Origin of the sequence: Klebsiella sp. 4_1_44FAA (genome assembly GCF_000238715.1) — a bacterium.
GTDB lineage: Bacteria > Pseudomonadota > Gammaproteobacteria > Enterobacterales > Enterobacteriaceae > Klebsiella > Klebsiella pneumoniae.
In genome coordinates, this window is the sequence record NZ_JH414798.1 from 213,273 (window position 1) to 238,804 (window position 25,532).

Annotated in this window: 18 protein-coding genes; 10 read left to right on the forward strand and 8 right to left on the reverse strand. The window is 61.0% G+C overall.

Annotated features, from left to right (window positions below):
* Positions 1–46 precede the first annotated feature (46 nt).
* The 10 genes from dalD to HMPREF1024_RS24360 all read left to right on the forward strand — a co-directional run bounded on the left by dalD (position 47) and on the right by HMPREF1024_RS24360 (position 11,695).
* Positions 47–1,414 (forward strand): D-arabinitol 4-dehydrogenase, encoded by a 1,368-nt coding sequence (gene dalD / locus HMPREF1024_RS24405; protein WP_009307433.1) that lies wholly within the window; start codon positions 47–49, stop codon positions 1,412–1,414.
* Between the two features lie 9 nt (positions 1,415–1,423).
* A complete protein-coding gene (gene xylB, locus HMPREF1024_RS24400) occupies positions 1,424–2,887 on the forward strand; it encodes a xylulokinase (RefSeq protein ID WP_009307434.1) in 1,464 nt (487 codons plus the stop codon).
* Between the two features lie 70 nt (positions 2,888–2,957).
* On the forward strand, positions 2,958–4,235 hold the full coding sequence (gene dalT, locus HMPREF1024_RS24395) for a D-arabinitol transporter (RefSeq protein WP_004175125.1): 1,278 nt from the start codon (positions 2,958–2,960) through the stop codon (positions 4,233–4,235).
* 48 nt (positions 4,236–4,283) lie between these two features.
* The gene (locus HMPREF1024_RS24390; RefSeq protein ID WP_009307435.1) at positions 4,284–4,946 is read left to right on the forward strand and encodes an HAD family phosphatase; all 663 of its coding nucleotides are present in this window, start codon (positions 4,284–4,286) and stop codon (positions 4,944–4,946) included.
* 297 nt (positions 4,947–5,243) lie between these two features.
* Positions 5,244–6,398, forward strand: coding sequence for a mandelate racemase family protein (locus tag HMPREF1024_RS24385; protein WP_002912648.1), 1,155 nt, complete (start codon positions 5,244–5,246; stop codon positions 6,396–6,398).
* 119 nt (positions 6,399–6,517) lie between these two features.
* Positions 6,518–8,140, forward strand: coding sequence for an ABC transporter substrate-binding protein (locus tag HMPREF1024_RS24380; RefSeq protein ID WP_004180553.1), 1,623 nt, complete (start codon positions 6,518–6,520; stop codon positions 8,138–8,140).
* On the forward strand, positions 8,137–9,174 hold the full coding sequence (locus HMPREF1024_RS24375) for an ABC transporter permease (RefSeq protein WP_009307436.1): 1,038 nt from the start codon (positions 8,137–8,139) through the stop codon (positions 9,172–9,174). The genes HMPREF1024_RS24380 and HMPREF1024_RS24375 overlap by 4 nt, the downstream gene beginning before the upstream one ends.
* Positions 9,171–10,076 (forward strand): ABC transporter permease, encoded by a 906-nt coding sequence (locus tag HMPREF1024_RS24370; protein ID WP_002912641.1) that lies wholly within the window; start codon positions 9,171–9,173, stop codon positions 10,074–10,076. Before HMPREF1024_RS24375 ends, HMPREF1024_RS24370 begins: the two co-directional genes overlap by 4 nt.
* On the forward strand, positions 10,048–10,911 hold the full coding sequence (locus HMPREF1024_RS24365; protein ID WP_004180551.1) for an ABC transporter ATP-binding protein: 864 nt from the start codon (positions 10,048–10,050) through the stop codon (positions 10,909–10,911). The genes HMPREF1024_RS24370 and HMPREF1024_RS24365 overlap by 29 nt, the downstream gene beginning before the upstream one ends.
* Before the next feature lie 10 nt (positions 10,912–10,921).
* The gene (locus tag HMPREF1024_RS24360) at positions 10,922–11,695 is read left to right on the forward strand and encodes an ABC transporter ATP-binding protein (protein WP_004180550.1); all 774 of its coding nucleotides are present in this window, start codon (positions 10,922–10,924) and stop codon (positions 11,693–11,695) included.
* Between the two features lie 242 nt (positions 11,696–11,937).
* Here the strand turns inward: HMPREF1024_RS24360 and yegS are convergent, their stop codons facing one another.
* The 8 genes from yegS to HMPREF1024_RS24320 all read right to left on the reverse strand — a co-directional run.
* The gene (gene yegS / locus HMPREF1024_RS24355; RefSeq protein ID WP_004151134.1) at positions 11,938–12,834 is read right to left on the reverse strand and encodes a lipid kinase YegS; all 897 of its coding nucleotides are present in this window, start codon (positions 12,832–12,834) and stop codon (positions 11,938–11,940) included.
* 242 nt (positions 12,835–13,076) lie between these two features.
* The gene (yegQ, locus tag HMPREF1024_RS24350; RefSeq protein ID WP_004144192.1) at positions 13,077–14,438 is read right to left on the reverse strand and encodes a tRNA 5-hydroxyuridine modification protein YegQ; all 1,362 of its coding nucleotides are present in this window, start codon (positions 14,436–14,438) and stop codon (positions 13,077–13,079) included.
* Between the two features lie 318 nt (positions 14,439–14,756).
* Positions 14,757–15,479 carry a two-component system response regulator BaeR gene (gene baeR, locus HMPREF1024_RS24345; protein WP_004175198.1) on the reverse strand — a complete coding sequence of 241 codons (723 nt, stop codon included), beginning with the start codon at positions 15,477–15,479 and terminating at the stop codon, positions 14,757–14,759.
* Entirely contained in the window at positions 15,476–16,912 is a 1,437-nt protein-coding gene (gene baeS / locus HMPREF1024_RS24340; protein ID WP_009307437.1) for a two-component system sensor histidine kinase BaeS, read from the reverse strand. Before baeS ends, baeR begins: the two co-directional genes overlap by 4 nt.
* A complete protein-coding gene (locus HMPREF1024_RS24335) occupies positions 16,909–18,324 on the reverse strand; it encodes an MFS transporter (protein WP_009307438.1) in 1,416 nt (471 codons plus the stop codon). Before HMPREF1024_RS24335 ends, baeS begins: the two co-directional genes overlap by 4 nt.
* 1 nt (position 18,325) lies before the next feature.
* Positions 18,326–21,403, reverse strand: coding sequence for a multidrug efflux RND transporter permease subunit MdtC (mdtC, locus tag HMPREF1024_RS24330; protein ID WP_009307439.1), 3,078 nt, complete (start codon positions 21,401–21,403; stop codon positions 18,326–18,328).
* A complete protein-coding gene (locus HMPREF1024_RS24325) occupies positions 21,404–24,526 on the reverse strand; it encodes an MdtB/MuxB family multidrug efflux RND transporter permease subunit (RefSeq protein ID WP_009307440.1) in 3,123 nt (1,040 codons plus the stop codon).
* On the reverse strand, positions 24,526–25,532 hold a 1,007-nt coding region (locus HMPREF1024_RS24320), incomplete at its 5' end, for an MdtA/MuxA family multidrug efflux RND transporter periplasmic adaptor subunit (protein ID WP_009307441.1). The genes HMPREF1024_RS24325 and HMPREF1024_RS24320, both read right to left, overlap by 1 nt.

Here is a 25,532-nt window from a genome sequence, read left to right on the forward strand (position 1 = left end):
CAAATGATCAATTACAGTGGCGCCATCAACTCAAGGAGAGCAGAACATGAACAATCAATTCACATGGCTTCATATCGGTCTGGGTTCTTTTCATCGCGCGCATCAGGCGTGGTATCTGCATCGTCTGATTGCTTCCGGGGATAATCGCTGGCGCATCGCGGCGGGGAATATTCGCAACGACGCCGAGCAGGTGGTCCAGGCGCTGGCGGCGCAGGGAGGACGTTACGTCCTCGAGACCGTCAGCCCGGAAGGGGAGCGCGAATATGAAGAGATCACCTCAATCCAGAAACTGCTACCGTGGCAGGCCGGGCTACAGCCGCTGATTAACGAAGGGGCAAACCCGCAGACCAAAGTTATCGCCTTTACCGTAACGGAAGGGGGGTACTACCTGAACACTCGCCATCGGCTGGAAACCAGCAACCCCGATCTGCAGGCCGACCTGCAAGGCGAGTGCAAAACCATTTACGGCACCCTCGCGCGGATCCTGGAAAAGCGCATGGCCGACAACGCCGGGCCGCTGACCCTGCTCAACTGCGATAACGTGCGCCATAACGGCGAGCGTTTCCACGACGGTATGGTCGAGTTCCTGCAGCTCACCGGCAAACAGGCGGTGATTGACTGGATGGCGGCCAATACCACCTGTCCGAACACCATGGTGGACCGCATCACCCCGCGTCCGGCGGCCGATCTGCCGGCCCGCATCAAAGCGCAAACCGGAATTGATGACAAAGCGCCGGTGATGGGGGAGACCTTTATCCAGTGGGTAGTGGAGAACAACTTCCGCGATGCCCGCCCGAATCTGGAGGCGGTCGGCGTGGAGATGGTGGAGTCGGTCATCCCGTATGAAGAGGCGAAAATCCGTATTTTGAACTCGTCGCACAGCTGCATTGCCTGGGCGGGAACCTTAATCGGCCAGCAGTATATTCATGAAAGCACGCTGACCGATGTTATCTACGCCATTGCCGACCGCTACGTTACGGAGGACGTTATTCCGTGTCTCGGCGATAACGGCATTGATCTGCCGACCTACCGGGATGTGGTGCTTAAGCGCTTTACCAACCCCTATATCCAGGACACCAACCAGCGCGTCGCCGCCGACGGCTTCTCGAAAATTCCGGCGATGATCGCGCCAACCTTGCAGGAGTGCTACCAACGCGGCGTCCGCCCTGAGGCGACCGCCATGCTGCCGGCGCTGTTCTTCGTCTTTATGGAGCAGTGGCACAAGGGAACTCTGCCGTATCAGTACCAGGACGGCATCCTGGATGCGCAGGCGGTGCATGAGATGTTCGAGGCTCAGGATCCGGTGGCTGTCTACGCCCGTGATAAAGCCCTGTTTGGTGATCTCGCCAACAACGCGGATTTCCTGGCGCTGATGCGCGAGAAAGTCGCCGCCGTTTACACGCTGATTAATTAAGAGGTGGCTATGTATCTGGGTATCGATCTCGGCACATCGGAAGTCAAAGCGCTGGTCATTGATGAGAACCATGAGGTTATCGCCAGCCATAGCGCGCCGCTGAGCATTCAGCGGCCCCATCCGCACTGGTCAGAACAAGCGCCGGAGCTATGGTGGGAGGCGACGGAGTACCTGATGGCCACGCTACGGGAAAAATGCGCGCAGCATTGGCCGGCCATTAAGGCGATTGGCCTCTCCGGGCAGATGCACGGCGCGGTGTTGCTGGATGCAGAGGGGGAGGCGATCCGTCCAGCCATTCTGTGGAACGACACCCGCTGCGCCGCAGAGTGCGCCGAGCTGGAGGCGATGGCGCCGGAGCTGCATCAGGTGGCGGGCAACCTGGCGATGCCGGGCTTTACCGCGCCGAAGCTGTTGTGGGTGCGCCGTCATGAGCCGCAGCACTTTCAGCGCACCGCCACGGTGCTGTTGCCGAAGGATTATCTGCGCTACCGGATGACCGGGAAGAAAGTCTCCGATATGTCGGACGCCGCCGGGACGCTGTGGCTGGACGTGGCGAAGCGCGACTGGTCCGACGCTCTGCTGGACAAGTGCGGCTTGTCACGCAGCCAAATGCCGAAGCTGGTCGAAGGCTGCGAGGTTTCCGCCACCCTTGACCCGCAGGTGGCTGCCCGCTGGGGGCTGAACGCCTCGGTGGTGGTGGCCGGGGGCGGGGGGGATAACGCAGTCAGCGCCATTGGCGTCGGCGCGGTCTCGCCGGGGGATGCGTTTATTTCGCTCGGCACCTCCGGGGTGCTGTTTGTGGTGACCGACGCCTATCGTCCGGCGCCGCAGTCGGCGGTCCATGCGTTTTGTCACGTGCTGCCGAACCTGTGGCACCAGATGAGCGTCATGCTGAGCGCCGCCAGCTGTTTGCAGTGGTTCTGCCGCCTGACCGGCACCACGGAGGTGGCGCTGCTGGCGGAGATTGCCGAGCTAAGCGAGGAGGATAAAGCCAACGCGCCGTTCTTCCTGCCCTATCTCTCCGGGGAACGTACCCCGCATAACGATCCTGACGCGCGCGGCATCTTCTGGGGCATGACCCATGCCAGCCTGCGCGCGCAGCTCGGCTACGCGGTGCTGGAGGGGGTGAGCTTTGGGATCAACGACGGCCTGCAGGCGTTAAAAGAGAGCGGGACGCCGATCGCGCAGTGCTCGCTGGTGGGCGGGGGCGCCCGCAGCCCGTTCTGGGCCCAGCTGCTGGCCGATATTCTCGCTATGCCGGTGGTGACCCACAAAGGCGGAGAGACCGGCGGCGCGCTGGGCGCGGCGCGGCTGGCCTGCCTGGCGGCGGGCAAACCCATTGCCGCGGTGTGTGAAAAACCGGAAGTCTGGCAGACCTGGCGTGCGGATCCCATTCGCCACCACACCCTGATGCAACGCTACGCGCAGTTTAAAGCCCTGTATTTAAACGATCTGCACTATCGACAGCACTGATTTTCATCATAACCGCCGCTTCGTTGCACGTCGCGGAGCGGCCACCCTGTACCCTGAAAACGAGGTCATTATGTCTATCAATAATAAACAGTGGCTCGGTTTACCCCTGAACCTGCTCTGGGGATACATCGCCATTGCCGTATTTATGACCGGCGACGGTTTTGAATTAGCCTTTCTGTCGCACTATATCAAAGCGCTCGGCTTCTCTCCGGCGGAGGCCTCCTTTGCCTTTACCCTCTACGGCCTGGCCGCCGCGCTGTCGGCGTGGATTTCCGGGGTGGTGGCGGAAATTATCACCCCGCTGAAAACGATGATGATTGGCTTCGTGCTGTGGTGCGTATTCCACGTGCTGTTCCTCGTTTTCGGCCTCGGTCACGCCAACTATGCGCTGATCCTGCTTTTCTACGGCATCCGCGGCTTCGCCTATCCGCTGTTCCTCTACTCGTTTATCGTGGCGATTGTCCATAACGTCAAAAGCGACAACGCCAGCTCGGCCATCGGCTGGTTCTGGGCGGTCTATTCCATCGGCATCGGGGTCTTCGGCAGCTATATTCCGAGCTTTACCATTCCGCACATTGGCGAAATGGGCACCCTGTGGCTGGCGCTGGCCTTCTGCCTTACCGGGGGCGTGATTGCCCTGGTTTCCCTGCGCCATATTCAAACGCCGCAGCATATGCAGAATCTCACCACCCGTGAGAAGTTTTCCGAGCTGGGACGCGCCGCGACGCTGCTCTATACCAACCGCAATATTCTGCTGTCGAGCATGGTGAGGATCATCAATACCCTCTCGCTGTTCGGCTTTGCGGTGATTATGCCGATGATGTTTGTCGATGAGCTGGGCTTCAGCACTTCAGAATGGCTCCAGGTATGGGCAGTCTTCTTCTTCACCACCATTTTCTCTAACGTGCTGTGGGGGATCCTCGGGGAAAAACTTGGCTGGATGAAGGTGGTGCGCTGGTTCGGCTGCATCGGGATGGCGCTCTCCAGCCTGGCGTTTTACTACATTCCTCAGCACTTTGGCCATAGCTTTGCGATGGCGCTGATCCCCGCCATCGCCCTCGGGATCTTTGTCGCCGCCTTCGTGCCGCTGGCGGCCGTGTTCCCGGCGCTGGAGCCGAAGCATAAAGGTGCGGCCATTTCGGTCTATAACCTGTCGGCGGGGATGTCGAACTTTCTCGCACCGGCTATTGCCGTGGTGCTGCTGCCGTTCTTCAGCACCATCGGGGTGGTGATCGCCTATACCGGATTGTACGTGGTGGCCTTTTTCCTCTGCGCCTTTATCCGCGTGGAGCAGCCGGGGTTCTCCCACAAGGAAGCAACCGCCCGCGAGCAGGTTGAATTCTCATAGGTACTGCGGCTGGCATGCGCTTCATGCCAGCCTTAATGAGGTGAACGAATGAGTATGCAGGCGGTTATTTTTGACATGGATGGCGTGATTATTGATTCCGAGGCGCTGTGGCGTCAGGCGCAGATTGACGCCCTCGCGCAGTGGGGGGCAACGGCGAGCGTTGCTGAATGTGAAACCCTGACCAAGGGCAAGCGCCTCGACGACATTGCCGGCACCTGGTGCCGCTATTTTCAGCTTGATCTCGCTCCGCAGCGGCTTGAAGACGCGATATTGCAGCGTATTACCGGCCTGATCGCCACCGAAGCCGAGCCGATGCACGGCGTGCATGAGGCGTTACGCTATTTTCGTGAGGCGGGCTATCAAATTGCGCTCGCCACGTCATCATCCCGCCAGGTTATTGCCGCTGTGCTGAACAAGCTCTCGCTCTGGCACTTTTTCGACGTGGTTTGCAGCGCAGATGATGAAGAACGTGGAAAGCCACATCCGGCGGTTTATCTGACGACGCTGCGCAAGCTCAATCTCAACGCCAGCCAGTGTCTGGTGATTGAGGATAGCTTTACCGGCTTTTGCGCGGCTCAGGCCGCCGGTATTCCCACGGCGGTGGTTGCCGAAGATAGCCGACAGGGGCGCTATCAGGCCGCTGTCGGCCGCTATCAAACCTTACCTGAACTGCTGGAAGCGCTTAACGCCGAGCCAGCGGCGGTCGCATAACTTACGCTTTCGTGAGCGCAGAAAATCCCGGGATGTACACGGTCGGTCACTCTCTTTTCTGCGCTCACGCCCTTTTTTCTCCATGCCGATCCGCCTCACATTTCGCTCATCTTTTGTGAAAACAGTCACGTCTTGTTGTGCCAATGCCCAAATTTATGGCCTTGCTTAGCGGTGTTTGTCCGAGGCACTACTACGAAGTTGTGCTTAGATTATATATTGAAACGTATTTTCAATAATGTAAAACCGCTTTGCCGATCTGCTTATGTCGATCGGATTTGGCCGTGATAAGGACCGAGCATGAAAATTGAATCTGTGAATGTCACCGTTTTCCAATATCCCACTCGTCGGGTTTCCGACAGCGCCGGGCACTCCCATCCGGGGGTTGAAAGCATGGCCAAAATGGCGATGCTGACCATCACCGCTGATGATGGGGCGCAGGGCTTTTCGTTTGCGCCTCCGGAAGTCGTGCGCCCGTTCGTGGTGAATACTTTTTTTCGCAAAGTGCTGGTGGGACAGGACCCGTTTAACCGTGAGCGTATCTGGCAGGATCTTAACCACTGGCAGCGCGGCAGCGCACATCAGCTAACGGAGCGCGCGCTGTCGTTTGTTGAACAGGCGCTGTGGGACCTGATCGGCCGCAGCCTTAAGATGCCGGTTTATAAACTGCTCGGCGGCTATCGCGACACTGTCCCGGCTTACGGTAGCACCATGTGCGGCGACGATCTGCCGGGCGGCCTGTCGACCCCGGAAGAGTATGCCGCTTTTGCTGAGAAGCTGGTCGCCCGCGGCTACAAGGCCATCAAGCTGCACACCTGGATGCCGCCAATCTCTTTTGCGCCCAATCCCAAAATGGACATTAAAGCCTGCGCGGCGGTGCGCGAAGCCGTAGGGCCGGATATTGACCTGATGATTGATGGCTATCACTGGTACAGCCGCGCCGAGGCGCTGTGGATCGGCAAAGAGCTGGAAAAACTCAATTTCGCCTGGTTTGAAGAGCCGATGGAGGAGGATTCGATGTCTTCCTATGCGTGGCTGGCGGAAAACCTGTCGATTCCCATCGTCGGGCCGGAGAGCTTCGGCGGCAAGCACCACATGCGCGCCGAATGGGTGAAAGCCGGGGCCTGCGACATTCTGCGCGCCGGCGCTAACGGCGTGGGGGGGATTACACCGACCATGAAGGTGGCGGCGCTGGCGGAATCTTTCGGCATGGATTGCGAAGTCCACGGCAACGGAGCGGCAAGCCTGGCGGTGGTGGGCGCGATCCGCAACTGCCGCTGGTACGAGCGCGGCCTGCTGCATCCGTTCCTCGACTACGATGAACCGGCGGCCTATCTCAACAGCATTGTCGACCCGATGGATGACCAGGGATTTGTGCATTTGTCACAACGTCCGGGTCTCGGTGAAGACATTAATTTTGCGTATATCGAAGCCAATACCGTTAGCCACGACTGATTTAAAAAAATAAATACCCGATGGCGCTACGCTTATCGAGCCTGCGGCCCGGTAGACCGGATAAGCCGAAAATGCCGCCATCCGGCAACATGTACCCTACAGTACAGGCAAACAGAGATATGAAAAAAACCTCCTTACTGGGAGCGTGTATTCTCGCGCTCGCCATGTCGATGGGGAGCGGGGAGGCGGTGGCGAAAACGCCGCCCGACCAGCTGATCATCGGCATGAATATGAATAACCTGCTCACCCTTGACCCGGCGGCGATGACCGGTAACGAAGTGGTGGGGATCGTGGTCAACCTCTACGACTCGCTGGTGGAGCTTGACCCTGAGCAGCTCACCACCGTCAGGCCCGCGCTGGCGAAATCCTGGGATATCAGCCCCGACGGCAAAACCCTGACCTTTCATCTGCGCGATGACGTTAAGTTTCACTCCGGCAACCCGCTGACCGCCGCCGACGTCGTGTGGTCAATGCGGCGCATCCTGCACCTCAACCTGGCCCAGGCCTCAGTATGGAAATCCTATGGCTTCAGTAAGAAAAATATCGACAGCCAGGTCAGCGCGCCGGACCGCTTCACGGTGCAAATCGTATTACCCAAAGATAACGATCCGCAGCTGGTGATTTACTCGCTGGCGGCGCTGGGCAACCTCGGAGTGCTGGACAGTAAAACGGTGCAAAGCCATCAGCAGGATAACGACTGGGGTAACCGCTGGCTAACCACCCATGAAGCCGGTTCCGGGCCGTTTATCCTCGAAACCTGGCAGGCGAAAGATGTGCTGCGCATGAAGCGCAACCCTGACTACTGGCGCGGCGAGGCGAAAATGAGCCGCGTGGTACTGCGTCATTTCCAGGAGTCGCAAACTCTGCGCCTGATGATCGAAAAAGGCGACCTTGATATTGCCAACAATATGGCGGTTTCCGATATCAACGCCCTGCGCAGCGACCCGCAGCTGACCGTCGATGCGGTGCAGCGCGGCACCATGTACTACGTGGCGATGAGCATGAAAGAGGCGCACTTCGCCAATCCGAAAGTGCGCGAGGCGGTGCGCTATCTGATTGATTACCAAGGTATCAATAAAGCGCTGATGCCGGGCTACGGCGTGCTGCACCAGCGGCCTATCAAAGCGGGAATGCCGTCCACGCTACCCGATCCCGGCTACAGGCTGGACGTGGCGCGGGCGAAAAAGCTGCTGGCGGAAGCGGGATATCCCAACGGCTTTGATACCACGCTGCGGGTACTCTCCGATCAGCCATTTCTTAACATCGCTATCGCCGTGCAGTCGACGCTGATGCAGGCGGGGATTAACGCCAAAATCATCACCGGCACTGGTAACCAGATCTACGGCGCAATGCGCGAGCGTAAATTTGACCTGCTGGTAGGTCGCGGCGGCAGCGGGATGGAGCCGCATCCGCACTCCAGCCTGCGCGCGCTGGTCTATAACCCGGATAACAGCGATAAGGCGCGCCTGACCAACTTCCAGGGCTGGCGTACCGGTTTTTACGACCCGCAACTGAATACGATGATTGACCAGGCCCTGCTGGAACGCGATCCGCAAAAACAGGTGGCTGACTACCAGGCCATCCAGACACGCTACGACCAGCTGGTTCCGGCTTTAATTCCGCTTTCACAGATGGTTGATTCGGTCGTCGTGCGCAACGAGGTACGGGAGTATCAGCCGCACCCCTCCGCCACCACTTTTCTGCGTGACGTCTATAAAGTCCGCGAAGGAGAGAAAGGATGAGTACCGCAATCCTTGCGCCCGGCTCACGCGGCCGGCGCTTATCAAAACGGCTACTGCAGGTGGTGATTACACTGTTCGGCCTGCTGCTGCTGACCTTTACCATTGGCCGCGTCATGCCCATCGACCCGGTGCTGGCGATTGTCGGCCCGGATGCTGACCAGAGTACCTATCAGCAGGTTTACCAGCAGCTGGGGTTTGATAAATCGCTGACCACCCAGTTTGGCATCTATTTCGTCAACCTTTTGCACGGCGATCTGGGCAACGCGCTGCTGACCGGGAAACCGGTGGTGGACGATGTTATCCGCGTCTTCCCGGCCACCATGGAGCTGGCAACGATGGCGATTATTGTCGGCGCGGGTCTTGGTATTCCGCTGGGCGTGTTGGCGGCGGCGCGGCGCAATAGCGTCTCCGATTATGTGGTACGCATTATCAGCCTGGCGGGCTACTCGACGCCGATCTTTTGGGTCGGGATGATGGGGCTGCTGGTGTTCTATGCCTGGCTTGGCTGGGTAGGCGGCGCCGGGAGGGTAGATCTCGGGCTGGATGGTGTGGTGCCGCGCCGCACCGGGCTGATGACCGTTGATGCGCTGCTGGCCGGCAACGGCCAGGTGTTCTGGAACGCCATTAATCATCTGATTCTTCCCGCCTCGCTGCTGGGTTTTCACTCGCTGGCTTATATCAGCCGTATGACCCGCAGCTTTATGCTGGCCCAGCTGTCGCAGGAGTTCATTATTACCGCCCGGGTGAAAGGGCTGACCGAGCGCCAGGTTATCTGGAACCATGCGTTTCGTAACATCCTCGTGCAACTGCTGACGGTGGTGGCGCTGGCCTACGGCGCGCTGCTGGAAGGCGCGGTGCTGATTGAAACCGTCTTCTCATGGCCGGGGTTTGGCTCCTACCTTACCGGAAGCTTGCTGCTGGGCGATATGAATGCGGTGATGGGCTGCGTGCTGCTGGTGGGGGTGATCTTCGTGATGCTCAACCTGCTCTCCGACATGCTGTATCAATTCTTTGACCCGAGGACAAAATCATGACCGTTTCTCTGGATTCGCCGCTTTCGGGTGGTGCGGGCGAAGGCCGTCAGCGGCTGCAACGCGCGGCGGCGCGGGCCGTCGGGTTTATCGGCAAAATGGCGCGCAATCCGCTCACGGCCATCGGCGGAGGAATTATCTTTCTGCTGCTGGTGGTGGCGATTTTCGCGCCGCTGATTGCGCCTTATAACCCGCTGGTACAGGACCTGAATAGTGCGCTGGTCGCGCCGAATGCGCAGCACTGGTTCGGCACCGATGAGTTTGGCCGGGATATCTTTAGTCGCCTGGTGTACGGCTCCCGCATCACGCTCTATATCGTGCTGCTGGTCTCAGTGACCGTCGGTCCGCTCGGACTGCTGCTGGGCGTCAGCGCCGGTTATTTCGGCGGTAAAGTCGATATGGTGCTGATGCGCGTCACCGATATTTTCATCTCCTTCCCGAGTCTGGTCCTGGCGCTGGCGTTTGTCGCCGCTTTAGGACCGGGGCTGGAGCACGTGGTTATCGCCATCACGCTGACCGCCTGGCCGCCGATTGCCCGTCTGGCGCGCGCCGAAACGCTCTCTCTGCGCCAGGCCGATTTTATCTCCGCCGTGCGTCTGCAGGGCGCTTCATCGGCCCGCGTCCTCTGGCGCCATATCGTGCCGCTGTGTCTGCCCTCGGTCATTATCCGTATCACCATGAATATGGCCGGGATCATTCTGACCGCGGCCGGCCTAGGCTTTCTCGGCCTCGGCGCGCAGCCGCCAGAGCCGGAGTGGGGAGCGATGATCTCCAGCGGGCGCACTTATATGATGGAGTGCTGGTGGGTCGTAACCATTCCGGGGCTGGCGATTCTGATCAATAGCTTAGCGTTCAACTTCTTAGGAGATGGCCTACGTGACATCCTCGATCCCCGTAGTGAATAATGCACCGCTGCTCGACGTGCGCGATTTGTGCGTCGACTTTGTTAACGGTAGCGCGGTGACCCACGCCGTGCGCGGCGTTTCCTTCCAGCTGGGGCATGAGAAGCTGGCCATTGTCGGCGAATCCGGTTCGGGTAAGTCCACCGTTGGGCGCGCGCTGCTGCAGCTGCATCCGAAAAAGGCCCGCGTCAGCGCCAGCCGGATGCAGTTTGCCGACCTCGATCTGCAGCATCTTAGCGAAGCGCAGATGCGCGGCGTACGCGGCAAACGTATCTCGATGATTATGCAGGACCCGAAATATTCGCTGAATCCGGTGGTCTGCGTGGGTAAGCAAATCGCCGAGGCCTGGCTTACTCATCATCCCGGGCGTAAAGATGAGGCGAAAGCCAGGGCGCTGGAGATGCTGGAGGTGGTGCGTATTCGCCAGCCGGAGCGCGTTTATCAGCTTTATCCGCATGAAATATCTGGCGGACAGGGGCAGCGCATCATGATCGCCATGATGCTGATTACCGACCCGGAGCTGATCATTGCCGATGAGCCCACCTCCGCGCTGGACGTGTCGGTGCGCCTGCAGGTGCTGGGCCTGCTGGATGACCTGGTTCAGTCGCGCGGGCTGGGGCTGATTTTTATCAGCCACGATATCAACCTCGTGCGCAGCTTCTGCGACCGGGTGCTGGTGATGTACGCCGGACGGGTAGTGGAGTCCATCGCCGCTAAAGATCTCGATAACGCCCGTCACCCCTACACTCAGGGATTGATTAACTCGCTGCCGGATATGCAGCATCGTCGCCCGATACTGCCGGTGCTGCAGCGTCAGGCCAGCTGGTTAACGGATTAAGGAGCGGATAATGATTGAAGTTCAACATCTCAACCTCGCGTTTGGCGAGGGGGAGAAGCGTAACCAGGTGCTGTATGACGTCAGTTTCCACGTTAAGCCCGGCGAGATCTACGGTCTGGTAGGAGAGTCCGGTTCCGGTAAAACGACGGTGCTCAAGTGCCTGGCGGGGCTGTTTACCCACTGGCAGGGGGAACTGACCATCGATGCTCAGCCCTTAGGGCATGAAATTAGCCGCGAGCGCTGCCGTCAGGTGCAGATGGTATTTCAGGACCCCTACGGATCGCTGCATCCCCGTCACACCATTGGCGATATCCTCGAAGAGCCGCTGCAGATCCATCGTATCAACGACCGCGACCGGCGGATCAATGTGCTGCTGGATAAAGTTGGCCTCAACCGCGCCTTTCGCGAGCGCTATCCGCATCAGCTCTCCGGCGGGCAGCGGCAGCGCGTGGCGATAGCCAGAGCGCTGATTCTTGAGCCTCAGGTGCTGCTGCTGGATGAGCCGACGTCGGCGCTGGATGTGTCGGTGCAGGCTGAGATCCTTAACCTGCTGGCAGAATTGCAGCGGGAGGCTAAGCTCACTTACCTGATGGTCACCCACGATCTTGGGGTTATTGCCCACTTATGCCAGAAAGTGGCGGTGATGCAGTACGGGAAGATCCTCGAAACCCTGACGGTCGATGCGCTGGTCAGCGGCCAGGCGCAGACGGCCTATACGCAGATGCTGGTTAACGCCAGTCGGCAATATACGCGCGAAATGGCGCGCGAGGTGGCGGAATACTAAGCTTTATGGCGCATTGTCTCACGGCAGACGCGCCCATTTTGATAGGTAACTATTTGATGTTATAGGTTTTTTGTGATTGTGGGTATCGTCTATTAATGTAAGCGCGGTGTTTGGATCGATATCCTGCCCAGGTTTTTTCCCTGCAGCCGCAGGTGCCGTTTTACCTTAACATTCAGAGGCTCAATCAACGAACCCGGCTGCTGTATACCAGCCGGGCGCCGTCTTTGCTTTGCGAAGCCTGATCAGCGTAGCAGCGGGCAGTCGGGCGGCAGCCGGCAGCGCAGGGCCGCCGGTAACAGCTCCATACGGAAGGTTTTGCCGCTGAGCGGCTCGCCGTCGAGATTAAAGGTCATCTCATGGGGGGCGGTGATCTCAAACCACGAGGAGACACCGTCAACAATATTCGGCGAGTTTTCCGGATTCGCCAGGGTGCTGAACAGGGCAGGGATCAGCTCTTCGCCGGTGAAAATGCGCAGATGCAGCAGACCATCGTTAATCAACGCCTCCGGGCACAGCTGCTGTCCGCCGCCGGCCTGGCGGCCGTTGCCGATGCCGATGACCAGCGCATCGCCCTGCCAGTGAAAGTTCTCCCCGCGGATCTCGCAGCGGTCCGGCTTCAGGGTATCCATGCGCATCAGACCGTGGATTAAATAAGAGACACCGCCGAGCGCGGCCTTGAGTTTTTCCGGCGTTTCGGTGGTGATCCGGGTGCCGAACCCGCCGGTCGCCATATTAATAAAGCCGGTTTTATCATTCACCCTGGCGATATCTATCGGCACATCGCGGCCGACGATCGCCAGCTTGAGGGCGCTGGCCAGATCCTGCGGAATACCGACGCTGGTGGCAAAGTCGTTAGCCGTGCCCAGCGGTAAAATCCCCAGCGCCATCTTGCCGCCGCGCTCCACCAGCGCGGTCGCCACTTCATTAATGGTGCCATCGCCACCGCCGGCGATCACCGTTTCAACGTTCAGCTGCAGGGCTTCATCGATAAACCGAGCGGCATCGCCCTTTTCCCAGGTCACGCGGACGTGAATATCAATCCCTTCATCGCGTAACAGGTTAACCGCTTCGCGTAGCTGCGGTTCATTGGCACCTTTGCCGTTAAGGATCAGTAAGCTGGCAGGAAACGTAGACATCATCAAGGGAACCTTTATTGCTCAATGTTGCATAAAGTGTACCGCATGACGAAAGCGAAGACCGGAGGGGAGGCAAAAAAATAAGCCCGCGTAAGGGAGATTACGCAGGCTAAGGAGGTGGTTCCTGGTACAACTAGCATTTATGGGTTATGTTTTTCAGCGAAATGGATGATACCTGTTTCGATCGAAACGGTATGTGATCCGATTCTAATATCCTTACATCGTGAAAAAATAACGCAAATTAACTAGTTACCGTGCGGATTTCTGGTTGTTTGACCAGTAAAGTTGCGCATCAGCAGGGCATACTGCAGGGGCAGGTCGTCCGGCACAGGCAACCAGACGGTATAGCCATCGCCCGGGGCCACCGGCATGGTTTCGCCTTTGCCATTCTCCATATGCTCAAGGGTGAAGTTGACGTTACCCTGCGGGGTCATCAGCTCAAGGCTGTCGCCGACGCTGAACTTATTTTTGACCGCCACGGCCGCCAGCGGGCCGTTACGCTCTCCGGTGAATTCGCCGACAAACTGCTGGCGCTCGGAGACGGAGTAGCCGTACTCGTAGTTCTGATAATCGTCATGGGTATGGCGGCGCAGGAAGCCTTCGGTGTACCCGCGGTGGGCCAGCCCCTCCAGGGTCTCCAGCAGGCTGGTATCGAACGGTTTGCCGGCGGCGGCATCGTCGATCGCCTTGCGGTAAACCTGAGCGGTGCGCGCGCAGTAGTAGAAGGATTTGGTGCGGCCTTCGATCTTCAGCGAGTGAACGCCCATCTGGGTCAGACGCTCAACGTGGGCGATAGCCCGCAGATCTTTCGAGTTCATGATGTAGGTGCCGTGTTCGTCCTCAAAGGCGGTCATGTATTCGCCCGGACGTTTGGCTTCCTCAATCATAAAGACTTTATCGGTCGGCGCGCCGATGCCGAGGGTAGGCTCCACGGTCTGCACCGGGATCGGCTCATATTTGTGGACGATGTTGCCGACGTCGTCCTCTTTGCCTTCCGCCACGTTGTATTCCCAGCGGCAGGCGTTGGTGCAGGTCCCCTGGTTCGGGTCGCGCTTGTTGATATACCCGGAGAGCAGGCAGCGGCCGGAGTAGGCCATGCACAGCGCGCCGTGGACGAAAATCTCAATCTCCATCTCCGGCACCTGGCGGCGAATCTCTTCGATTTCATCCAGCGACAGTTCACGCGACAGGATCACGCGGGTGAGCCCCATCTGCTGCCAGAATTTGACCGTCGCCCAGTTGACGGCGTTGGCCTGCACTGAAAGATGGATCGGCATCTCCGGGAAGTGTTCCCGCACCAGCATGATTAAACCCGGATCGGACATGATCAGCGCGTCCGGACCCATCTCCACCACCGGCTTCAGATCGCGAATAAACGTTTTCAGCTTGGCGTTATGCGGGGCGATGTTGACCACCACATAGAATTTTTTACCCAGCGCGTGGGCTTCATTGATGCCGAGCTGCAGATTTTCGTGATTGAATTCGTTGTTACGCACGCGCAGCGAGTAGCGCGGCTGGCCGGCATAGACGGCATCGGCGCCATAGGCGAAAGCGTAACGCATATTCTTCAGCGTTCCCGCCGGGGAGAGGAGTTCTGGTTTAAACATGGTGTTCTCGTTCTGATGACAGGTCAGATTCGCCGCACCTGGTGCGGCGAGTTGGGGAGTGTCCCCACATTAAGGGCGGGCATTGTAGCGCCGCGGCGAAGGGGAGTAAATATCAGATAGGTATCTTTCAGTATGGCTAATTTGTTTGCCATTTTGAACCTGGGCAGTACTCACACTGACAGCGTTAATAACGCCTGGTGGGATAGGCTCTAGGGAGTTCCCCGGGTTGCGGCGTAAACGCCTTACCCGGGCTACGGATTGCAGATGGCGGTGAACGTGTAGCCCGGCGAAGCGCAGCGCGAGCCGGGAAAAGGCTAACTACGCCAGCCGGCAGGCGTCCGCTTCCCAGCGGTAGCCAACGCCATACACCGCGCGGATAAACGACTGCTCGGCGTCCAGCGCCTCCAGCTTGCGCCGCAGGTTCTTGATGTGGCTGTCGATGGTGCGATCGGTGACTACCCGATAATCGTCATACAGATGGTTGAGTAGCTGTTCGCGGGAGAACACTTTGCCCGGCTCCTGGGAGAGGGTTTTCAGCAGCCGGAACTCGGCGGGAGTGAGGTCCAGCAGCTTGTCGCGCCAGGAGGCCTGAAAACGACCTTCGTCGACAATCAGCGGGCTCTGGGCGTCCAGCGCCTGCAGATCGCGCTGCGGCTTGCAGCGGCGGAGGATGGTTTTTACCCGGGCGACCACTTCCCGCGGGCTGTAGGGCTTGCAGATATAGTCGTCGGCGCCTATTTCCAGCCCCAGCAAACGGTCGATCTCTTCGATTTTCGCCGTCACCATCACCACCGGAACATCGGAGAAGCGGCGAATTTCCCGGCACAGCGTCAGACCGTCGGTACCGGGCAGCATCAGATCCAGCAGGATCAGGTGCGGCGGCGTCTGCCGGACGTAGGGCAGGACCTTGTCGCCGTGGTTAATCAACGCAGGCGCATAGCCGGCGGCCTGCAAATAATCAATCAGCAGTTGGCCGAGCTTCGGTTCATCTTCCACGATAAGGATGCGTGGGGTGTTTTCATCTACAGGCAATTCAGTCATACGTCTCTCGGTAAATCATGTTCCAGAGGTAACTCAACTTTAATGCTAACCCCGCCAAAAGGCGAATGGTCGGCACGCAGGGTGCCGCCGTGGGCCGCTACGATATTGAGGCAAATCGCCAGCCCGAGGCCGGAGCCGCCGCTGGCGCGGTTGCGCGATCCTTCCGCCCGGTAAAAGCGTTCGCACAGGCGGGCCAGCTGCTCATCGCTGACGCCGGGGGCGCTGTCGGCGAAGTCAATCACCAGCATCCGGCCGCTGCGGCGGGCGGTGATGTGCAGGCTGCCGCCGCTGTCGGTATAGCGCAGGCTGTTCTCCAGCAGATTGTTGAAGAGCTGCATCAGGCGGTCGCGGTCGCCGAAGATCATCGCCTGCTCCGGGAGCGACACCTGAATGCTTAGCTGCCGGCTGGCGAAGCGCTCGCGAAAAGCGCCCGCCGCCACTTCCAGCAGGGTGATGATATCCAGCGAGGTTTTCTGGTAGGCCAGCGCCCCCTCGTCGGACATCGACAGCTGATGGAGATCGTCGACCAGCTTGGTGAGGGTAGCCACCTCGGCCTGCAGAGAAGGAATCGACTCGGGGGTAAAGCGCCGGACCCCGTCCTGAATCGCCTCCAGCTCGCCGCGCAGCACCGCCAGCGGGGTACGCAGCTCATGGGAGATATCGGCCATCAGATCGCGACGCATCTGCTGGTTGCGCTCCAGGGTGCTGGCGAGCTGGTTAAAATCCTGCGCCAGGCGGCCGAGCTCATCACCGCCGGTCACCGTCACGCGGGTGGAAAAGTCGCCCGCCGCCAGCTTATGGGTGCCTTCCACCAGCCGCTTCACCGGCGCCAGCAGACCGCGGGCCAACGGGAAAGTGGCCAGCGCGGCAAGCAGGGTGGCAAGGGCGACGATCAGCCAGCTGGTGCGCTTTTGCTGCCGGTCGAAGTTAATGTCGGTATTGCGCGTCAGCCGCTCTACCGGCGAGGCGATCACTTTGCCCACCTCCGCGCCGTTGACCACGATGCTGCGCTGGGTACCATCCTCCGGGACGCGCTCTCGCGGCCCCACCAGCACGCGCCCCGACTGATCCACCACCCAGAACATGGTGCGCCAGCCGTGGGGCGGCATTTCCGGCCTCGGGCGCGGGCCGTCAGGGGGGCCATCCGGCGGCGGCGAGCGGTCGTCATTATCCCGTTCGAAGGTGCGCAGCAGCTGGAAGATAAAGCGGTCATTGTTGCGCAGAAACGCCCAGCTGCCATGCTGGGCATACTGCTCGCTCAGCGCGTCGCTGAGCATGGTTAAGCGCTGCTCATTGCCGCGCTTGATATAGTCGATAAACCCGCGTTCAAAACTGATACGCACCGCCCAGTGCATGCTGATCAGCAGCACGATGCAGGTGGCGAATATAGCGAGGAACAGCTTGCCGGTAATACCCGGGCGCCAAAATTTCACGATCCACTCCTGTTGCGTCGACGGAGGACGGTATTGCTGCCGACGTCATCCGGTACCCGGGAAAAGATGAGCGCCGGCAGGGCGATGATCGCCGCCATGCTCAGATAGGTGTAGAGAAAGACCTGATGGGTGCTGGCGGCGTCGAGGCTCATATGCTGCTGGCCATACAGCCCCAGCAGCAGCCCGGCGATGGTCACGCCGATACTCATCGACAGCTGCATCACCATCGACAGCAGGCTGTTGCCGCTGCTGGCCAGATCGTCCGGGAGATCTTTCAGCGTCAGGGTATTCATCGAGGAGAAGCGGCTGGCGTTGATCATCCCCTGCAGAAACAGGACCAGCGGCAGCGCGTAATACCAGCCGGCCAGGGCGCTAAACATAAACAGCAGACTGACCGCCGCCAGGCCCAGGGTGCTGGTGACCAGCACCCGACGGTAGCCGAAGCGGTTGACCACCTGGACCACGATCCGCTTCATGCCCATGCTGCCGAGCACCATCGGGATCATCATCAGCCCGGCGTGAAAGGGGGAGAAGCCGAGGCCGATCTGCAGAAACACCGGGGTCATAAACGGCAGCATGCCGCTGCCGATGCGTCCCGCGAAGCTGCCGCCGAGGCCGAGGGAGAAGGTGCGGTTGCGAAACAGGTTAAGGCTAAACAACGCCCGGGCGTTACCGCGGGCGTGCCACAGGTAGAGCAGCAGGGCGCAGAGGCCGACGGCCACCAGCCCCGCCAGCCAGGCAGGGGAAATGCCGAGCCCTTTCTGGCCGTCGAGCGCCAGGGTCAGGGTCGCCATTCCGGCGGCCAGCAGCAGAAAGCCGGAGAGATCGAAGCGCCGGGTCTGCATGGTGTAGTTGGGCATCAGACAGAGGGTGGCGATCGCGCCAACGATCCCCACCGGGATATTGATAAGGAAGATCCAGTGCCAGGAGGCGTACTCCACCAGCACCCCGCCCAGCGCCGGGCCGAGCAGCGGACCGACCTGGCCCGGCAGGGTGACGAAGGTCATCGCCGCCATATACTGATCGCGCGGGACGATCTTCATCACCGTCAGGCGGCCGACCGGCACCATCATCGCGCCGCCGACCCCCTGCAGCACCCGCGCCATCACCAGCTGGTCGAGGGTGCTGGCCTGGGCGCAAAACAGCGATCCGGCGGTAAACAGCACGATGGCGGTGAAGAAGATATTGCGCACCCCGACCCGGTCGGCCAGCCAGCCGCTGGCCGGCAGCATCACCGCCACCGTTAACACATAGGAGACGATAATCATATGCATATGCAGCGGACTCTCCCCGAGGCTTTTGGCCATCGAGGGGAGGGCGGTATTAACGATGGTGGTGTCCAGCGACTGCATAAAGAAGCCGAACGCCACTATCCATAGCTGCCAGCGCACGCTGGCCGGGAGGTCTGTCATGTTATTCGCTTACCGGTTGAGAGGAGTGACGCGAAAAACGCAGCCGCAGACGGTCAAAGAAAAGATAGACCACCGGCGTGGTGTAGAGCGTTAACAGCTGGCTCATCACCAGACCGCCGACGATGGTGATCCCCAGCGGCTGGCGCAGCTCAGAGCCATCGCCCCCGGAGAGCACCAGCGGCAGGGCGCCGAACAGCGCGGCGAGGGTGGTCATCATAATCGGCCGGAAACGCAGCAGGCAGGCCTGGAAAATCGCCTCTTCCGGCGTCAGGTTGCCGTTACGCTGCGCCTCCAGGGCAAAATCAACCATCATGATGGCGTTTTTCTTAACGATGCCAATTAATAACATAATCCCAATCAGGGCGATTAGGCTGAACGGGGCATCGAAGATCTCCAGCGCCAGCAGAGCGCCCACCCCGGCGGAGGGCAGCGTCGAGAGGATGGTCAACGGATGCACATAGCTCTCATATAGCACCCCCAGCACGATATAGACCGTGGCGATAGCCGCGAGGATCAGGATCACCTGCGCGTTCATGGTCTGCTGGAACACCTGAGCGGTACCGGCAAAGGAGCCGCGCACGCTCGACGGCACCCCGAGCTGGGTCATCGCGCGGTCAATGGCCTCGCTGGCTTCCGACAGCGAGCGGCCGGTGGGCAGGTTAAAGGAGATAGTGGATGCCGCCGACAGCCCCTGGTGGTTCACCGACAGCGGGGCATTGGCCGGCTGCCATTTGGCGAAGTAGGCCAGCGGGATCGGCTTGCCGTCGCTGTTAATGACGAACATCTTATCCAGGGCGCTGACGTCCTGGGTGTAGGCCGGATCCACCTCCATCACCACCTTATACTGGTTGAGCGGCTGGTAGATGGTAGAGATCTGCCGCTGGCCAAAGGCGTTGTTCAGCAGGTTGTTGGCGTCCTGGACGCTGATGCCGAGGCGCGACATGGTATCCCGGTCATAGACCAGGTCCATTTCGGCGCCATTGTCCTGCTGATCGGAGTTGACGTCCGCCAGCTCCGGCAGCGCCGCCAGCGCTTTGCGGGTCTTCGGCTCCCACTCGCGCAGCGCCGACAGGTCGTCGGACAGCAGGGTGTACTGATAGCTGGCGTTCGACTGCCGGCCGCCGACGCGGATATCCTGCACCGCCATCAGGAACAGGTTGGCCCCGGGCTCGTTGGCCAGCTTTTTGCGCAGCCGGTCGATCACCTGCTGCGCCGTCTCGTGGCGCTGGTCGCGCGGCTTGAGGGTGATAAACATCATCCCGCTGTTGACCCGAGAGCCGCCGGTAAAGCCGGTGACGTTATCCACCGCCGGATCTTCGCGAATGATCTTCATAAAGTCCTGCAGCTTGCCGCGCATCGCCTGGAAGGAGATGCTCTGGTCGGCCTGAATGCCGCCCATCAGCACCCCGGTGTCCTGCTCCGGGAAGAAGGTTTTCGGGATCGAAATGTAGAGCCAGACGCTGAGGGCGATGGTGCCCAGCACCACCAGGCCGGTCAGGCGGCTATGCTTCAGCACCCATTTTAACGATTTACCATAGCCGCCCTGCACGGCCACCAGCAGGCGGCCAAAGCCGCGGTTGCGCGTCGGCTGGTGGGGCTTGCCGCTTTTCAGCAGCCAGCCGCACATCATCGGCGTCAGGGTGAGGGAGACCGCCAGCGAGATGCCGATCGCCACCGACAGGGTGACGGCGAACTCACGCAGCAGGCGGCCGGGCAGGCCGCCCATCAGCAACAGCGGCAGAAACACCGCCACCAGCGACAGGCTCATCGACAGCACGGTAAAGCCGACCTCGCGGCTCCCCTGCAGCGCCGCCTGCAGCGGTTTCATCCCCGCCTCCAGATGGCGGGAGATATTCTCCAGCACCACGATAGCGTCATCCACCACGAAGCCGGTGGCGATGGTCAGGGCCATCAGCGACAGGTTATTGAGGCTGAAGCCGCACAAATACATCGCGGCGAAGGTGCCGATTAAGGAAACCGGGACGGCGACGGCCGGGATCAGCGTGGCGCGCCCCGAGCGCAGGAACAGGAACACCACGAGGATCACCAGCGCCACCGAAATCACCAGCGTCTGCTCCACCTCCTCCAGCGAGGCGCGGATGGTCGGCGAGCGGTCCTGGGCGATCTGCAGGTCGATAGCCGCCGGAATGGTCTGCTGCAGCTCCGGCAGGCGGGCGCGGATGCTGTCCACTGTCTGGATAATATTGGCTTCCGGCAGTTTGCGGATCATCAGCAGGATCGCCGGTTTGGCGTTGGTCATCCCGGCGTTGCGTACGTCCTGCACCGAATCCGAGACGGTGGCGACATCTCCCAGCCGCACCGCGGCGCCATTCTGGTAGTGGACGATCAGCGGCTGATAGTCGGCGGCGGTCTTCAGCTCATCGTTGGTCTGCACCTGCCAGCGGTGCGCGCTGTCCTCCAGCGCCCCCTGCGGTTTGCGCACGTTGGCGTCGCTGATGGCGGTGCGCACCGCGTCCAGCGACACGCCCTGGTTAAACAGCGCCTGTGGGTTAAGGTCGACGCGCACCGCCGGCAGGGAGCTGCCGCCGACGTCGACATCGCCCACGCCGTCGATCTGCGCGATGGTCTGCGCCAGCTGGGTGGAGGCGAAATCATACAGCTCACCCTGGGAGTAGGTGTCCGAGGTCAGCGTCAGGATCATGATCGGCGCATCCGACGGATTGGCTTTGCGATAGGTCGGCCGGCTGGGCATTCCGCTCGGCAGCAGGCTTTGCGCGGCGTTGATCGCCGCCTGAACGTCGCGCGCCGCGCCGTTGATATCGCGGTCGAAGTTAAACTCGAGAATGATGCGGGTGCTGCCGAGCGAGCTGGAGGAGGTCATCTCATTGACCCCGGCAATCCGCCCCAGGGAGCGCTCCAGCGGGGTGGCCACCGACGAGGCCATGGTCTCCGGCGAGGCTCCCGGCAGCGAGGCGCTAACCATGATCACCGGGAAGTCCACCTGCGGCAGCGGGGCTACCGGCAGCAGCCGGAAGCCGAGAATGCCGCACAGGGTGATGGCCAGCGAGATGAGGATCGTCGCCACCGGGCGGTAAATGAAGAGGGCGAAAAACTTCACTTACGCCTCCTCTTCCTGACGCGGGAAGCGGCGCTTCAGGTGCAGCGACAGGCGGTCGAACAGCAGATAGATCACCGGGGTGGTGAACAGGGTCAGCACCTGGCTGAGCATCAGACCGCCGACCATGCCGATCCCCAGCGGACGCCGCAGCTCGGCGCCGACGCCGGTGCTCAGCATCAGCGGCAGGGCGCCGAGCAGGGCGGCGAGGGTAGTCATCAGGATCGGCCGAAAACGCAGCAGACAGGCCTGGTAGATCGCCTCCCGCGGCGGCATGCCCTGCTCGCGCTCAGCGGCCAGCGCGAAGTCGATCATCATGATGGCGTTCTTCTTCACGATGCCGATCAGCAGAATGATGCCGATGATGGCGATCACGTCCAGCTCGCTGCCCGCCAGCCACAGCGCCAGCAGCGCCCCGACCCCGGCGGTGGGCAGGGTGGAGAGAATCGTGATCGGGTGGATAAAGCTCTCGTACAGCACCCCCAGCACGATATACATCGCCACCACCGCGGCGACCACCAGCCAGACGGTGCTGCCGAGCGCCGACTGGAAGGCCAGCGAGCTGCCCTGGAACTGGGTGCGAATATCGGTCGGGAAATCCAGCGACTGTTCGGCGGCGAGGATCGCCTCCACCGCTTCGCCCAGCGAGTAGTTGTCCGGGACGTTAAACGAGATGGTGGTCACCGGGAACTGATCGAGGTGGTTCACCGACAGCGGGGTAAAGCGCTGCTCCACCGTGGCGATGGCGGTCAACGGCACGATGCCGCCGTCGCTGCTGGTGAGGCGGATATTCTCCAGCGCCGCCAGGCCCGGCGTCGCCTCGGTATCCTGCTCGAGCACCACGCGATACTGATTCGCCTGAGTGTAAATAGTGGAGATCAGCCGCTGGCCGAAGGCGTTGTACAGCGCGTTATCGACATCGGCCATTGAGATGCCGAGGCGGCTGGCGCTGTCGCGATCCACCTTGATATAGGCGGCCAGGCCTTTGTCCTGCCAGTCGCTGCTGACGTCGGCCAGCTGCGGCTGGGCCTGCAGGCGGCTGAGCAGCGGCGGCACCCAGGTGCTCAGCGCCTCGAGGGAGTTTGCCTGCAGGGTGAATTGATACTGGGTGCGGCTCACCGTGGTGTCGATGGTCAGGTCCTGGGTCGGCTGCAGGTAGAGCGCCACGCCGGGGACGCCGTCCACCGCCTGCTGCAGACGGCTAATCACCATCTGGACGCGGTCGTCGCGTTCGTCCAGCGGCTTGAGGTTGATCTGCAGGCGGGCGCTGTTCAGCGCCGGGTTGGTGCCGTCGACGCCGACGAAGGAGGTCAGACTCTCAACTGCCGGATCCTTAAGGATAATGCTGGCCACCTGACGCTGGCGCTCGGCCATGCTGGCGAAGGAGACCGACTGCGGCGCCTGGAGGGTGCCCTGGATAATGCCGTTATCCTGGATCGGGAAAAAGCCTTTCGGGATAAAGACCCACAGGATAATCGACAGCGCCAGGGTGCTCAGGGCGACGCCGAGCGTCAGCCACGGATGGTTCAGCACCCGGCTCAGCCAGCGGCCATAGACGGCGATCACCCGTTCGAAGAAACGCTCGCTGGCCCGCGAGAATCGGTTCTGCTTACGCAGCGATTCGTGGCTTAACATGCGGGCGCACATCATCGGCGTCAGGGTCAGGGAGACCACCGCCGAGATAAGAATAGCGACGGCAAGGGTGACGGCGAATTCGCGGAACAGGCGGCCGACGATATCGCCCATAAACAGCAGCGGGATCAGCACCGCGATCAGCGAGAAGGTGAGGGAGATGATGGTGAAGCCGATCTCCCCCGCGCCCTTCAGCGCGGCGGCCAGCGGCTTCTCGCCTTTTTCGATATAGCGCGAGATGTTCTCGATCACCACGATGGCATCATCCACCACGAAGCCGGTGGCGATGGTCAGGGCCATCAGCGTCAGGTTGTTGATCGAGAAGTCGAGGAACACCATCACCGCGAAAGTGCCCACCAGCGACAGCGGCACCGCGACGCCGGGAATAATGGTCGCCGGCACGTTGCGCAGAAACAGGTAGATGATCATCACCACCAGGGCGATGGCCAGCATCAGCTCAAACTGGGTGTCGCGCACCGAGGCGCGGATGTTGGTGGTCCGGTCGGAGAGGACCTGCACCTTCACCGATTTCGGCAGGCTCTCGGTGAGCTGCGGCAGCATCTGGCGAATGCTGTCGGCGGTGTCGATGATGTTGGCCCCCGGCTGGCGCTGGACGTTCATCACGATGGCCCGCTGCTGGTTGGCCCACGCCCCGAGCCAGCTGTTTTCGGCCCCTTGTTCGACGCTGGCGACATCGCCGAGCCGGATCGGCGCCCCGTTCTGATAAGCGATAATCAGCCGGCGATAATCCTCAGCGGACTGCATCTGATCGTTAGCGGAAAGCGTCACCGCGCGGGCCGGACCGTCGAGGCTGCCTTTCGCGGAGTTAACGTTGGCGCTGGTGATAGCGGTGCGCACGGTTTCGCTGGTCAGGCCGAGGGCGGCGATGGCCTGGGCGTTAAGCTTCACCCGCACCGCCGGGCGCTGGCCGCCGGCGAGGGTCACCAGACCGACGCCGGAAACCTGGGAGATCTTCTGCGCCACCCGGGTCTCCACCATGTCCTCAACCTGGGTCATCGGGATCGCGGAGGAGGTGACGGCGAGGGTCATGATCGGCGGATCCGCCGGGTTCACCTTGCTGTAGACCGGCGGATTCGGCAGATCGCTCGGCAGCAGGTTGGTGGCGGCGTTAATGGCCGCCTGCACTTCCTGCTCGGCGACGTCCAGCGGCAGGGTCAGCTGGAACTGCAGCGTGACTACCGAGGCGCCGCCGGAGCTTTGCGACGACATCTGCTTGAGGCCTGACATCTGGCCGAACTGGCGCTCCAGCGGGGCGGTGATGGCGGAGGTCACCACGTCCGGGCTGGCGCCCGGATAGAGGGTGACTACCTGAATGGTCGGGTAATCGACCTCCGGCAGGGCGGAGACCGGCAGAAAGCGGTAGCCGATGATCCCGGCCAGCAGGATAGCCACCATCAGCAGAGTGGTGGCCACCGGACGCATAATAAACAGCCGGGACGGGCCGCCGGTGCGGCCTGGGGGTAACACCTGCATCAGGAACGCGCTCCGTGTTTACCGCTCTGGCGCGGGGCGGGCTGCGCCTGCTCGCCGCTGCTGGCGGTGACAACTTCCACCTTCGCCCCCTCGGTCAGGCGGTCAATCCCGTCGGTGACCACGCGATCTCCGGCGGAAAGTCCGGCGCTGATGACTACTTTCTGGCTGTCCTGGATGCCGGGCGTCACGCTGTGTTTGCTGACCTTATTCTCATCGTTCAGCACCCATACGAAATGCCCTTCGTTGCCCATCTGCAGCGCGGCGGCAGGGATCACCACCGCGTTCTGCTGGGTGTCCACCAGCAGGCGGGCGTTAACGAACTGATTGGGGAACAGCGCGTCGTCCAGATTGCTAAAGCGTGCCTTCAGCTTGATGGTCCCGGTGGTCGCATCGATCTGGTTATCGAGGCTCAGCAGCTCGCCGACGCTGATTTTCTGCTTATTGGTGCGATCCCAGGCCTCGACGCTGAGCGCTTTGCCCGCTTTCTGCGCCTGCACCACCGTGGCGATGCTGCTTTCCGGCAGGGTAAAGACCACGTCGATCGGGTGCGTCTGGGTAAGGACCACGATCCCGGTGGTATCCCCGCTGGAGATCTGGTTGCCGATATCGACCTGCTTTAAGCCGACGCGGCCGTCAATTGGCGCGGTAATGCGGGTCCAGTCGAGCTGCAGCTGGGCGCTGGCGACGGCCGCTTCATCAGCTTTCACCGTGCCGGCGGATTCCACCACCAGCGACTGCTGAGTGTCGAGCTCCTGGCGGGAGACGAGGTTGGTCTTCACCAGCTGCTGGTAACGAGCGAGATCGCGGCGGGCGTTGGCAAGGGTGGCCTGATCTTTCGCCAGCTGACCCTGCGCCTGGGCGAGAGCGACTTTAAACTGGCTGGGGTCGATCTGCGCCAGCAGGTCGCCGGCTTTGACCTGCTGACCCTCCTGGAAGTGAAGGCTCAGCAGTTGGCCGTCGACCCGGCTGCGGACGGTGACGGTGTTGGCCGCCGTCACCGTACCCA